The sequence below is a fragment of the Bacillus atrophaeus genome (assembly GCF_039519175.1).
In the GTDB taxonomy this organism is placed as follows: domain Bacteria; phylum Bacillota; class Bacilli; order Bacillales; family Bacillaceae; genus Bacillus; species Bacillus atrophaeus.
On the sequence record NZ_CP154443.1, the window covers coordinates 256,586 to 268,543 of the forward strand.

Annotated in this window: 14 protein-coding genes; 3 read left to right on the forward strand and 11 right to left on the reverse strand. The window is 44.6% G+C overall.

Annotation, left to right across the window (positions count from 1 at the left end):
* Positions 1–111 precede the first annotated feature (111 nt).
* Complete coding sequence (locus tag AAHT65_RS01430) at positions 112–849, forward strand: protein-glutamine gamma-glutamyltransferase (RefSeq protein WP_343310874.1); 738 nt, start codon at positions 112–114, stop codon at positions 847–849.
* Between the two features lie 14 nt (positions 850–863).
* On the opposite strand, the gene AAHT65_RS01435 is transcribed toward AAHT65_RS01430, so the two are convergent.
* The 7 genes from AAHT65_RS01435 to AAHT65_RS01465 all read right to left on the reverse strand — a co-directional run bounded on the left by AAHT65_RS01435 (position 864) and on the right by AAHT65_RS01465 (position 6,931).
* Positions 864–1,118, reverse strand: a complete 255-nt coding sequence (locus AAHT65_RS01435; protein WP_063637877.1) for a hypothetical protein — start codon at positions 1,116–1,118, stop codon at positions 864–866.
* A 32-nt stretch (positions 1,119–1,150) separates the two neighbouring features.
* Positions 1,151–2,176, reverse strand: a complete 1,026-nt coding sequence (locus AAHT65_RS01440; RefSeq protein WP_268534748.1) for a nitronate monooxygenase — start codon at positions 2,174–2,176, stop codon at positions 1,151–1,153.
* A 16-nt stretch (positions 2,177–2,192) separates the two neighbouring features.
* Positions 2,193–2,591 (reverse strand): secondary thiamine-phosphate synthase enzyme YjbQ, encoded by a 399-nt coding sequence (locus tag AAHT65_RS01445; protein WP_003327202.1) that lies wholly within the window; start codon positions 2,589–2,591, stop codon positions 2,193–2,195.
* 121 nt (positions 2,592–2,712) lie between these two features.
* Complete coding sequence (locus AAHT65_RS01450; protein WP_343310876.1) at positions 2,713–4,374, reverse strand: alpha-glucosidase; 1,662 nt, start codon at positions 4,372–4,374, stop codon at positions 2,713–2,715.
* A 239-nt stretch (positions 4,375–4,613) separates the two neighbouring features.
* Positions 4,614–5,903, reverse strand: a complete 1,290-nt coding sequence (locus AAHT65_RS01455; RefSeq protein ID WP_010789759.1) for a hemolysin family protein — start codon at positions 5,901–5,903, stop codon at positions 4,614–4,616.
* Positions 5,904–5,946: 43 nt separating this feature from the next.
* On the reverse strand, positions 5,947–6,624 hold the full coding sequence (locus AAHT65_RS01460) for a zinc metallopeptidase (RefSeq protein WP_003327199.1): 678 nt from the start codon (positions 6,622–6,624) through the stop codon (positions 5,947–5,949).
* Between the two features lie 43 nt (positions 6,625–6,667).
* The gene (locus AAHT65_RS01465) at positions 6,668–6,931 is read right to left on the reverse strand and encodes a hypothetical protein (RefSeq protein WP_106045473.1); all 264 of its coding nucleotides are present in this window, start codon (positions 6,929–6,931) and stop codon (positions 6,668–6,670) included.
* A 132-nt stretch (positions 6,932–7,063) separates the two neighbouring features.
* On the opposite strand from AAHT65_RS01465, the gene AAHT65_RS01470 reads away from it, so the two are divergent.
* Both AAHT65_RS01470 and AAHT65_RS01475 read left to right on the forward strand, forming a co-directional pair.
* On the forward strand, positions 7,064–7,318 hold the full coding sequence (locus AAHT65_RS01470) for a protein mistic (RefSeq protein ID WP_088117859.1): 255 nt from the start codon (positions 7,064–7,066) through the stop codon (positions 7,316–7,318).
* Positions 7,315–8,301, forward strand: coding sequence for a potassium channel family protein (locus tag AAHT65_RS01475; RefSeq protein ID WP_106045474.1), 987 nt, complete (start codon positions 7,315–7,317; stop codon positions 8,299–8,301). Before AAHT65_RS01470 ends, AAHT65_RS01475 begins: the two co-directional genes overlap by 4 nt.
* On the opposite strand, the gene AAHT65_RS01480 is transcribed toward AAHT65_RS01475, so the two are convergent.
* The 4 genes from AAHT65_RS01480 to AAHT65_RS01495 form a co-directional block, all read right to left on the reverse strand.
* The gene (locus AAHT65_RS01480) at positions 8,298–8,702 is read right to left on the reverse strand and encodes a YugN-like family protein (protein ID WP_003327193.1); all 405 of its coding nucleotides are present in this window, start codon (positions 8,700–8,702) and stop codon (positions 8,298–8,300) included. The two genes, AAHT65_RS01475 and AAHT65_RS01480, sit on opposite strands and share 4 nt — an antisense overlap.
* A gap of 79 nt (positions 8,703–8,781) precedes the next feature.
* A complete protein-coding gene (locus AAHT65_RS01485; protein ID WP_343310877.1) occupies positions 8,782–9,150 on the reverse strand; it encodes a hypothetical protein in 369 nt (122 codons plus the stop codon).
* Between the two features lie 71 nt (positions 9,151–9,221).
* Positions 9,222–10,574, reverse strand: a complete 1,353-nt coding sequence (locus AAHT65_RS01490) for a glucose-6-phosphate isomerase (RefSeq protein WP_003327190.1) — start codon at positions 10,572–10,574, stop codon at positions 9,222–9,224.
* A 109-nt stretch (positions 10,575–10,683) separates the two neighbouring features.
* A complete protein-coding gene (locus tag AAHT65_RS01495) occupies positions 10,684–11,856 on the reverse strand; it encodes an iron-containing alcohol dehydrogenase (protein WP_343310878.1) in 1,173 nt (390 codons plus the stop codon).
* Between the last annotated feature and the right edge of the window lie 102 nt (positions 11,857–11,958).

Consider the following 11,958-nt stretch of genomic DNA (forward strand, 5'->3'; position numbering starts at 1 on the left):
AATATCAAGATCATCTTTTTTACGGTTATCTCACTTTTGGCCCTCTCCGAAAAGAGTTTTCATTGCCCAAGCTTGATGCATATCTTATAAAAAAGCTTAGGGGGGCTTTAGATGATTATTGTATCAGGACAATGGCTCCGTCCCCAGGATACGGCAAACTGGCAGATTGAAGAGGGTCTGCATCCGCTGCTAAACGAGATGATCGCTTCACCCATTCAGTTTGATTACAATTCTGTCGCTGAACTTATTTTTGAACTAAATATACGCAAAAACATCGTGGCATCGGCCAGAGCGCTGCATCAAAGCGGCGCGAAATTCGCTACCTTCGTCAAAACATATGGGAATAAGGCATTCTGGAGAGTTTCGCCTGAAGGGGCTTTAGAGTTGAAATACAAAATGCCGCCTTCAAAGGCTATTCGGGATATTTTTGAAAACGGGACATTTTACGCGTTTGAATGTGCGACCGCTATCGTCGTGATTTATTATATGGCCGTACTTAAAACCCTCGGTGATGACAGGTTTGATTTGAACTTCCAAAGAATAACGCTTTATGATTGGCACTATGAAAAGCTACCGATTTACACGGAAGCCGGCCGCGATTTTGTAATAGGAGATTGTTTATATTTTAATAATCCGGACTTTAATCCGCAAAAAGCGCAGTGGAGAGGGGAAAATGTCATTTTATTAGAAAAGGATCAGTATTTCGCCCACGGCCTTGGCATTTTGAGCGGTGAAAAAATCATTGAAAAGCTGAATTCCTTCAGAAAAAAAGACGCCGTACAGTCCGCTTACCTTCTTGCACAAGCGACAAGACTGGACATTCCATCTCTCTATCGTATGATGCATTAAAAAAATCCCATCGTCTATCGGGATGACGATGGGATTTGTAATGCTTTTCTTTTTCTGTAGAACGGGACTGTGCCAAGATACTGATTTGCGGCCCACTCCATCTTTTCAAGGTCATGCCTTGTGACGATCGGATCGCGTCCGTTCCATCTGATCAAGCGGACAAAATAATAACCTTTGATCGGCGCCATGATTACTTTAGAATGAGGCCAGCCTTCAAATACAAATTGTATTTCTCCTCTTTTTTTATACGAATACTGAAGGATATTCATTAGCAGTCACCTCCGTTGATTCGCCTTAGGTTTTAGCAGAGTTGGTCTAATAAGGTTTTCACATCTGTCGCAGCATGCAGGCCTCCTGCTGATTGTCCGGCCCATAGGGATATATGCCCGGAATCTTGCTGAGCGGCCGCGTTTTGGCGCATCGGCTTTGTTAAAGTGTTCTGAATAGGATAAGGCAATGTGTCCGCCTCTTCTGACTGTTTTTGCTTCATCCACTCATTGACGATCCCCCTTGCCGGTTTTCCTGAAAACAATGAGGTCAGCCGAGTATCCGTGCCCTGAGCGGCAAGCAGTTCCCGTTTGTATATTCTTGATGCTTCGCTTTCTGCACACATAAGAAATGCGGTTCCGACCTGGACTCCTTGAGCGCCGAGGATTTCAGCCGCCTGTACTCCACGGCGGTCAAAAACCCCTCCGGCCGCGATGACAGGAACGTTAACGGCATCAGCCGCCTGCGGAATGAACGCTATCAAGCCCAGAGAGGATTCACCTTTTGCCGGCAGAAAGGTGCCTCGATGTCCTCCCGCTTCGCTTCCTTGCAGCGCGATCATATCCATTCCCCGTTCTTCAAGGGCAACAGCTTCTTCTATTGATGTGGCCGTACCAATGAGAAAGCAGCCATTGTCCTTTAGCTCCCGCACCGTGGCAGCGGGCGGCATCCCGAATGTAAATGAGCATGCTTTTACCTTATATTTGATGATAAGCTTTATTTTCTCATAAAAATCTTCCCAATCCTGCTCCTCAGTGGTCATCGGCGGAGCCTGTTCTGCCAGCGGTATGCTGGTTTTCCATTTCTCCAGTGCCTTTTCGTCCGGTGTTTCTCTCGATTCAGGGACAAATACATTCACCTGAAAAGAGCGGCTTGTTAACGCCTGCATCTCAGCTATTTGCTTTTCCAAGACTTGCGGGCTGAGGTAGCCTGACGCAAGGCTTCCAAGCGCTCCTTCACGAGAGACGGCGGCGGCAAGACGAGGCGTGACAAGCCCGCCGGCCATCGGAGCCTGTATGACAGGCTTTGTCAGCGATAAAATATTCATCCATTCCTTCATGGGCAAAGCCTCCTGTTTATCCCGTTATTTTGATATAGCATGTCCGGGTTCTCGGGCCGTCGAATTCGCAAAAATAAATGCCTTGCCATGTACCGAGCAGCAAGCGGCCGTTTTCGATGATGACATGCTGGGAAGCCCCGACTGTACTTGATTTCAAATGGGCTGCCGTATTTCCTTCCATATGGCGGTCAAGTTCGTGTTCCCACGGATATACCTCATCGAATCTTCTAAGCATGTCTTTTTTTACATCAGGATCGGCATTTTCATTTATCGTAATGCCGGCTGTCGTATGAGGGCAGTAGATTAGCGCCGTGCCGCTTTTCACTCCGGTTTCTTGCAGAAATGCTTCAACTTCATGAGTGATATCAAGCATTTCATCCCGTTTGTCCGTATTAATCTGCAATTGTTTCAGCATGTTTTCCCCCCCCCTTTCACTTCTATCTACTTGATTATTCGTTCTATCTTCTTTTTTTCCTGTAAATTTGCGGTCATAAACTTAATTCACAAAAAAACTCCAGTATGGAACTGGAGCCTGGCTACCATACGTATATTCTTGTTTCGTAAGGTTGTAAGAGGATTGAGGTGGTATGCTGATGATGTGTTGTCTCGATGTTCGATAAGACGAGCGAATCTGAGCTTAACGGATAGGCGGGATGTCTGTAAAGAGCGGGTGTCTTCGTCATGTTTGTCAGGATAAACGCGGTTTGCCGATCGCCCTTTCGCAAGTAGGCAAAGATTTGTTTATCTTCCGGCAGAAGCAAATCGTACAAACCATAAATAAAAACATCATACTTTCGTCGGAGTGCGATTAGATTTTTATAAAAATGATAAACGGATGCTTTATCCTTCATTTGTGATTTAGCATTCAGCCATGTGTAATTGTCATTGATGCCGATCCAGGGGGGAGCATCCGAAAATCCTGCGTACTTGCTTTCATTCCATTGCATCGGAGTTCTTGAGTTATCTCTTCCCTTTTTCCAGATCACCTTCATCACTTCTTTATGAGGAACCCCTTTGGCCGTCTCTATATCGTATAACCGTTTCATCGCCACGTCATCGTAATCTTCAATTGAAGGAAAGGCCACATTTGTCATGCCGATTTCTTGTCCCTGATAGATAAACGGGGTGCCTTTCATCAAAAAGTACATAGCGGCGAGTGCTTTTGCGCTTTCAGTTACATAGGTTTGATCGTCTCCCCATGCGGAGACCGAGCGGGGCTGATCGTGATTCTCCATAAAGAGAGCGTTCCAGCCTACGTCTTCCAAACTGTTTTGCCATTTAGACAAAATCCTTTTCAACTCCGCGACATCAATGCGCTCATCTGCGTCAATATCCCACAAACCAAGGTGTTCAAATTGAAAAATCATATCAAAAATGCCGGATTTTCCTCCGGCCCAATCCGCTGCTGCGTCCGCCGTAACGCCATTCGCCTCTCCGACTGTCACGATCGGATAGCGGGAAAACGTTTCTTTTTTCAGTTCTCTTAAAAAATCCATGATCCCTTCCACGTTCATATGGTACGGAAAAGAGGGGACATATGGAATATCCTCTGTGTTCGGCAGATCGGGAAGCCCTTTCTTTTTCTTAATATGAGAAATGGCGTCCACCCGAAATCCGTCAATTCCTTTGTCCAGCCACCAATTCACCATTTCATAAACGGCAAACCGCATGTTTTGGTTTTCCCAATTCAGATCCGGCTGTTTTTTGTCAAACAGATGGAGATAGTATTGGTCTGTCGTTTGATCGTACTGCCAGGCTGATCCGCTGAAAATGCTTTCCCAGTTGTTCGGTTCTTTGCCGTTTTTTCCATCTTTCCAGATGTACCAGTCCCTTTTTTCGGAATCTAAGGCCGAGCGCGACTCAATGAACCACGGATGCTCATCACTCGTATGGTTGACGACAAGGTCGATAATCAGCTTCATGCCAAGCCCGTGTATTTCATTAAGCAGGCTATCAAGATCATCCATGGTTCCAAACTCAGTTAAAATCTTTTTGTAATCCCTTATATCATATCCGTTATCCGCATTGGGCGAGTCAAAGACCGGACATATCCAGATGACATCCGCTCCCAAGTCTTTTATGTAAGGCAGCATTGATCTGATCCCGTTGATATCGCCGATTCCATCCCCATTCGAATCCTTGAAGCTGCGGGGATAGATTTGATATACCACCGCTTCTTTCCACCAAGCCTTTTCCATGAAACCACTCCTTACTCATAGTACAGTTATTATATGATATGGAGAAAAAAGGCTAAGAAGCATTCTTTTTTCAGAAAAAAGCCTCTCGCTATTTGCAAGAGACTGAAAATAAAAGTGTTATTTGACTTGAACATTCCCATTTTGAGAAATTGACTTGACCGCTGCCTTCGAAGATTTCTGTCCCGAATGCTTACCGCGCCGAAAACAGCCGCATTGCGTAACATGCGACTGCTTTTACCTTAAAAATCTGTTTTTTTAATTTCTACAAATCGGATGTGATGATCTTCAGCATCGAGAACTTTAAATTCGCACCCTTCCGTATAAAAGACATCGCCGTTTTTCAGTTCCATTTTTTGTGTCAGGAGCCAGCCCGCAATTGTGTCAATCTCCTCATTTTCAATGGCGATATCAAGCAGCTCATTTACTTCGTCTATTAAAGCCTTGCCATCCATAATATAATGGTGCTCGCCTTTTTTCACGATGTGCGGCATTTCATCCTGATCATATTCATCCCGAATCTCTCCGACGATTTCTTCTAAGATATCCTCGACGGTGACAAGCCCTGCGGTTCCTCCGTATTCATCGACGAGAATCGCCATATGAATCCGTTCTTTCTGCATACGGATCAGCAGCTCTTGAACAGGAATGCTTTCAATGACTCTGATAACAGGCCGCGTTAATTGGCTCAGTTTAATCGACTGTCCGAGAAAAAACGCTTTAAACGTGTCTTTACTGTTTATAATGCCGATAATATGGTCTTTATCTTCTTTTATCACGGGATAACGCGTATATCGTTCGTTTATGATTGAATGAATCGCTTCGTCAATGGTTTGATCAATTGAAATCGTTGCCATTTCCGTTCTCGGTATCATAATTTCCCTGGCCACGCGATTATCAAATTCAAATATTTTATTGACGTACCGGAATTCAGATTGGTTGATTTCTCCCTTTTTATAGCTTTCTGAAAGGATCAGCCTCAATTCTTCCTCACTGATCGCCACCTCATGTTCCTTCACCGAATGGAAGCCGAACAGCTTGACTAAAAAACGCGCGGACCCGTTTAACGCTTTAATAAACGGATACATCACTTTGTAAAACACAATGAGCGGTTTGGCTGTCCACAGGCTGACAGCCTCCGCTTTTTGAATGGAGATGGTCTTCGGAGCCAGCTCGCCAATCACGACGTGCAAAAATGTAATGACGATAAATGACGCAATAAAAGTCACGATATGAGTGATAGATCCAGGCATTCCGATAAGCGCAAACACAGGGTGAAGGATCCGTTCGACAGTCGGTTCTCCGAGCCACCCAAGGCCGAGAGCCGTTATCGTAATGCCGAGCTGGCAGGCGGATAAATATTCGTCAAGATTCGAAATGACTTTATGCGCCGCAATCGCCCGGCTGTCGCCGCTTTCCACAAGCTGGCTGATTTTCGATCCGCGTATTTTCACAATCGCAAATTCAGCAGCGACGAAAATAGCGGTTAAGCCGATTAATATAATAATCAGAGCGATATTTAATATAAGCAAAAAAAGCCCTTACCACAAATGGTAAGGGGCCACCTCCTTAACGTTAGTTCTCATTACGACCGTTTAAGAAGATCATCACAAACCGGAGCAGCTCAAACAATGACACAAGCGCGGCGGCCACATAGGTCAAAGCGGCGGCATTCAGCACTTTATTCACGCCATGTTCTTCGCTGTTTCGGATGATTCCTTCTGACACGATAATCTGTTTCGCGCGTGAGCTTGCATTAAATTCGACCGGCAGAGTTATAAGCTGAAAAAAGACGGCGGCGGAAAAAAGAATAATTCCAAGGCCGATTAAATTCAAGCTGCCTAGAAGCATGCCGCCTAGGAATAGCAAAGGGGCCACACCGGAAGCAAAATTCACGACGGGAAAGATTTTGTGTCTCAGCACAAGCGCACCATACGATTCCTGATGCTGCAAGGCATGTCCGACTTCATGGGAAGCAACGGAAATGGCGGAAATCGAGCGGCCGTAATAGACCGGCTCGGATAAACGCACCACCCGTTTCGTCGGGTCGTAATGGTCTGTCAAAGCGCCTCTTACCGGTTCTACCGGCACATCATAAAGACCGTTCAAATCAAGAATCCGTCTTGCCGTTTCTGCCCCTGTACGCTGACTGGAGGCTTCGACTTTTGAATATTTTTCAAAGTTGCTCTTCACTTTAAATTGTGCCCAAAACGACAATCCCAATGCGGCAATTGTTAAAAATATAAACAGCATATTATCATCTTCCTTTTTATATTGATCGACATTTCTTTTTAGATTATTTTAATGAGTTTTCTTTGCCATGTACAGAAATGCGCTTCCTTTTTCGCGCAGGGAAGCAAAAACCGAGAAGCAAACAGAACAGGCCGCCCACCAGCAAAAAAAAGGGGATCGTTCCGTTCAGTTCCTTGATATAACGAATCCAGGAAAAATCTCCGAGAAAATGGTCATACGCATTCAGATCAAAAATAATCAAAATGACTGCGGAAGCGATAAGCTGCGCACCGATCAATATCGTGATGGTTCTTTGTATGATCGTCATCTTTCCCATCCTCTGCGTCTAGTTTGTTTTAGTGTATGGAGAAAAAGGGTTTAATATGTTTTCGCTATTTCTTGAAACACATCGCGAGAACTGGGACATACTGAATAAAAAAGACACACGGGTGTGATGATCATGAAAGTGACAAGTGACGAGAAAGAACAGCTAAGCGCTGCAATTGACCGGATGAATGAAGGGCTGGATGTATTTATTCAGTTTTATAACGAATCGGAAAAAGATGAACCGCTGATTCAGCTTGAGGACGATACAGCCAAATTAATGAAAGAAGCCCGTGAATTATACGGACAGGATAAGCTGAACGAAACACTAAATGCCATCATTAAACAAATTTTATCTATTTCTCTAACAGAAGAAGGGAAGAAAAAATGAAGTCAAACCGGATTTTTATTTCCTGGCTGAGATGGCCGCTATATATCAGAATCGGCTTAATTATCCTTGTCCTTATCCTATTATTCGGGCAGACCATTTATTTACTGGAGCCTAAGCAGTTCACGTCGGTATTTGAAGGCATTTGGTGGGCAGTGATTACAGTCTCTACAGTCGGCTACGGAGACTATGTTCCGCAAACCCCATTGGGCCAGATCGTCGGGATGCTGCTCGTCTTAAGCGGCGCAAGTTTTGTCACCGCCTATTTTGCAACGCTTGCCTCCGCAGCTTTCAGCAAACAGCACCGCTATGTTGAAGGAAAGGTGAAATTCAAAGGGCGGGACCATGTCATCATTATCGGCTGGAATGAAAAATCAAACCATTTGCTGAGGGAGCTTCAGCTTGCCGCTCCTTCCAAAACCGTGGTACTGATTGATGATTCGTTAAAAGAAGGGCCGCTGATTGAAAATGTACATTTTATCCGCGGGCATGCTGCTGATGACGATACGCTGAAAAAAGCGAATATCGCCTCTGCTGACACCGTCATGGTCACTGCTGATCAGCATAAAAACGAAGCGGAAGCCGATATGCTTTCAGTGCTGACACTTCTTTCCGTCAAAGGGCTGAACCCTTCAGTCTACTGTATCGTTGAAATCTTGACTGACCGCTATGTGACAAATGCTGAACGGGCCGGCGCAAATAAAATTCTCGGAACATCACAGCTGCTGAGCCGGGTGATGCTTGAGCATTATCGGGTGAAACGGCAGCTTACTGAACCGCGAACCCTTACGGAGCTGACACTGGAAAAGATGGTGTATATGATTCCTGTGCCCGCGGAATTAGCGGGAGCCTCTTACCGTTCCTGCGTGTTACACTATCTTGATCATAAAGTAACGATTATCGGAATTCAAAAAGAGGAAGGGCCAATGCTCACCCCTCCTCTTACTTATAAAGTGCTTCAAACCGACCAGTTTCTCGCTCTTTAATGCAAAAGTACATCTTCTAATTCTTTTACGAGAGAAATACCGATATCCATGTATGCCTGGTCAATGTCTGCGTCCCGCCTTTCCGGCTCAGAAAATTGATTAAACATAGATTGAAATTGTCCGCTGCCGGCATGATCGTCAAGTTCAGCCTGATACACATGGCGCAGCAAAAAAGGCGTTCCCATGCGGACGGCGGCTCCACGTTCATCAAGCTGCCCTTGTTTGGCTTCTGCAGGGACTCTCAAAAACAAATAACCGTCTTTGTCATCAATTTTATAATCAAAAAAGCAATGATCGTACTCCCAGCCGCCGCTTATTACATAACCGAGCGGTTTCATTATTTGTTCAAGATCATGCAGAGAAAAGGATTCTCCCTCAATCGCAGAAGGTATAGTAATCATCGAATGGCTCCTTTTTTCATTATCCTCCCCTCTCCGGTCATCTTCATTCGGGACGGAATAACTTTACAAAAAGAACCGATTACATAGAGAATGTATTTTCTTTCGTTCGGGACACAGAAAAGAAAGCGCATTCAATTAAGAAGTAAATCAGAAGCCCTGCCGCAAATCCGGCGGCTGATTCCCAGGAAACATAGACAATCGCAAAATAAAGACCTAATTTGGTCAGAAGCGTATGCGGCCGTTTGAGCTGTAAAAGCCTCTGTACAGCATCTGTAAAAAGCCCAAGCGGAAGGCCGATAAGAAGAAATGAATGAATGAAATAGTGTGGGAACGTACTGCCAATACTTGAAGAAAACTCAGGCTGAACGACTTCGATATACATCAGCAAAAATAAAACAGCCGAAGATAGGCCGGCAATGATGAGATGTTTCATAACAGCTTGTTTCATAAACAAATCAGCATCCTTTATGTTTTTTTAAAAAAGCTGACCGGATTTGCAAGCCAGTCAGCCTTTGATATCTATTCTTCGAGACGTTTTTCAAGTTCTGCTTTTTTCTCTTCAAAGCCAGGTTTGCCAAGAAGCGCAAACATGTTAACTTTATAAGCTTCAACTCCCGGCTGGTCAAACGGATTGACACCGAGGAGATAACCGCTCATGGCGCAGGCTTTTTCAAAGAAATACACAAGGTATCCAAAAGTATATGCGTTCAGCTCCGGAATGTTGACGATTAAGTTCGGGACTTTCCCGTCCGTATGAGCGAGCATTGTGCCTTGGAACGCTTTTTTGTTGACGAAATCAACCGTTTTTCCGGCCAAATAGTTTAAGCCGTCAAGATCGTTCTCAGCTTCTTCAATGGTCAGCTCATGTTTTGGCGTCTCTACATTCAGTACAGTTTCAAACAGATCTCTTCGGCCTTCCTGCACATATTGGCCAAGTGAGTGAAGATCAGTTGAGAAATTAGCGGAAGACGGATAAATGCCTTTTTCGTCTTTTCCTTCACTTTCTCCGAAAAGCTGCTTCCACCATTCAGCAAAATATTGAAGAGCCGGTTCATAGTTAATCAGCATTTCAATCGTTTTGCCTTTATTGTAAAGAACGTTGCGAACGACAGCGTACTGGTATGCAGGATTTTCCTCTAATTCTGAAGCTGCGAAATCTTTGCTCGCATCAAGTGCACCCTTCATCATGTCGTCAATGTTTACACCGCTGACTGCAATCGGCAAAAGACCTACAGCCGTCAATACAGAAAAACGGCCGCCGACATCATCAGGAATGACAAACGATTCAAAGCCCTCTTCGTTAGAAAGCGTTTTTAACGCGCCGCGTTCTTTATCAGTCGTCGCATAAATGCGGGCTTTCGCTTCTTCTTTGCCGTATTTCTCTTCAAGAAGCTTGCGGAAAATACGGAAAGCGATTGCAGGCTCAGTTGTCGTGCCTGATTTAGAAATCACGTTAATGGAGAAGTCAGCATCTTCAAGAAGATCCATCACATCTCGCATATAGGATGAACTGATATTGTTTCCGATAAAGATGACTTGCGGATTGCCCCGTTTGGCTTTTGGCAATGTATTATAAAAAGCATGGTTAAGCGCTTCAATCGCAGCGCGGGCGCCCAAATATGAACCGCCGATTCCCACAACCAGCAATACGTCTGAATCAGATTTAATTTTTTCAGCGCTTTTTTTAATACGCGCGAATTCTTCTTTATCATAATGTTCAGGGAGGTCCACCCATCCTAAATAGTCGCTTCCCGCGCCTGTTTTTTCATGGATATTATGGTGTGCTGTTTTTACAAAATCACGTAGGTATGTAAGTTCATGCTCGTTGAAAAAAGTCAACGCTTTTGAGTAGTCAAAGCGTACATGCGTCATTGCTTGTCCCTCCATAACGATATAATGTTTTCCCTTTCACTTTATATGAACTACACGGTTAAATCAAGTCAGGAAAAAGGACGGAATACCTTGATTCCGTCCTTTGATATTATAGTGACGCCCGAAGAATGGCAAGTATGTCATCTTTGTTCAGTTTTTGGAAGTTTCCGAAACCGCCGTACTCCATTTCTTTAGCAGCGATATCGGCAATCAGATCAAGCTTTTCTTCTCCAATATCATAGTCTGCAAGGCGGGAAGGCGCTCCTAGGCTTGTCCAAAATGCGGAAAGCTTGTCGATCCCTTCAAGGACGATTTCTTTATCAGATTTGCCCTCTGTGTCGATGTCAAACATATTAAGCATAAGCGCTTTGAATCGCTCCACATTTGTATCGACCGTATATCTCATCCAGTTCGGGAAGAGAATCGCGAGTCCGCCTGCATGCGGAATATCATACACAGCTGAAACGGCATGCTCCATTGTATGAGATGCCCAATCGCCGAAGTAGCCCATTTGAAGCGTGCCATTTAACGCAATTGTACCAGCGTATAAAATGGTTTCGCGATGCTTGTAGTTTTGCAAATCCTCTAAGAGCTTCGGCGCTGTTTCGATAACCGTCTGAAGTACGGCGAAACACATTCTGTCCTGAAGCGGTGTATTTTCGACATTGTGGAAATATTGTTCAAATACATGGCTCATCATATCAACCATGCCGTAAACGGTTTGATTTTCAGGAAGACTGAATGTATTTTCAGGGTCCAAAATAGAGAAGCGGGGATGAGTCACATCACTGCCCCAGACGTATTTTTCATTTGTTTCCCAGTTCGTAATGACAGAGTCCGGGTTCATTTCAGAGCCCGTCGCGGCAATCGTCAAAATGGTTCCAAACGGCAAAGCGTCCTTCGCTGTTACCTTTTTGCTGAAGATGTCCCATGCGTCTCCATCATATTTCGCGCCGGCTGCGATTGCTTTTGTACAGTCGATGACGCTTCCGCCTCCTACAGCGAGAAGGAAATCAATCTGCTTTTGTTCACACATTTCAATTCCTTTTTTCACAGTGGCGAGGCGTGGATTTGGCTCTACTCCTGCAAGCTCAGTCACAATCGCGCCTTCCTCTTGTAAAATGGCAGTCACTTGATCGTACAGGCCGTTTCGTTTAATGCTTCCGCCCCCGTACACAAGCAGCACGTTTTTTCCATATTGCGCAAGCTCTTTTTTTAATTGTTCGATTTGGCCTTTGCCAAAAATCAGTTTCGTCGGATTGTAGTAAGTAAAATTCTCCATATATATGCCTCCATAATAGTCGCCGGGTAATAAAAAGCGGATTTTCCAATATACCATAAAATTAAAAAAAGAAAAAGAGGCAGCGCTAAGTGCGCCGCTTTC

Coding starts and splice junctions, on each gene's coding strand:
- AAHT65_RS01430 (WP_343310874.1), top strand. CDS start 112: ATGATTATTGTATCAGGACAATGGCTCCGTCCCCAGGATACGGCAAAC.
- AAHT65_RS01435 (WP_063637877.1), bottom strand. CDS start 1,118: ATGAATATCCTTCAGTATTCGTATAAAAAAAGAGGAGAAATACAATTT.
- AAHT65_RS01440 (WP_268534748.1), bottom strand. CDS start 2,176: ATGAAGGAATGGATGAATATTTTATCGCTGACAAAGCCTGTCATACAG.
- AAHT65_RS01445 (WP_003327202.1), bottom strand. CDS start 2,591: ATGCTGAAACAATTGCAGATTAATACGGACAAACGGGATGAAATGCTT.
- AAHT65_RS01450 (WP_343310876.1), bottom strand. CDS start 4,374: ATGGAAAAGGCTTGGTGGAAAGAAGCGGTGGTATATCAAATCTATCCC.
- AAHT65_RS01460 (WP_003327199.1), bottom strand. CDS start 6,624: ATGCTGTTTATATTTTTAACAATTGCCGCATTGGGATTGTCGTTTTGG.
- AAHT65_RS01465 (WP_106045473.1), bottom strand. CDS start 6,931: ATGACGATCATACAAAGAACCATCACGATATTGATCGGTGCGCAGCTT.
- AAHT65_RS01470 (WP_088117859.1), top strand. CDS start 7,064: ATGAAAGTGACAAGTGACGAGAAAGAACAGCTAAGCGCTGCAATTGAC.
- AAHT65_RS01475 (WP_106045474.1), top strand. CDS start 7,315: ATGAAGTCAAACCGGATTTTTATTTCCTGGCTGAGATGGCCGCTATAT.
- AAHT65_RS01480 (WP_003327193.1), bottom strand. CDS start 8,702: ATGATTACTATACCTTCTGCGATTGAGGGAGAATCCTTTTCTCTGCAT.
- AAHT65_RS01485 (WP_343310877.1), bottom strand. CDS start 9,150: ATGAAACAAGCTGTTATGAAACATCTCATCATTGCCGGCCTATCTTCG.
- AAHT65_RS01490 (WP_003327190.1), bottom strand. CDS start 10,574: ATGACGCATGTACGCTTTGACTACTCAAAAGCGTTGACTTTTTTCAAC.
- AAHT65_RS01495 (WP_343310878.1), bottom strand. CDS start 11,856: ATGGAGAATTTTACTTACTACAATCCGACGAAACTGATTTTTGGCAAA.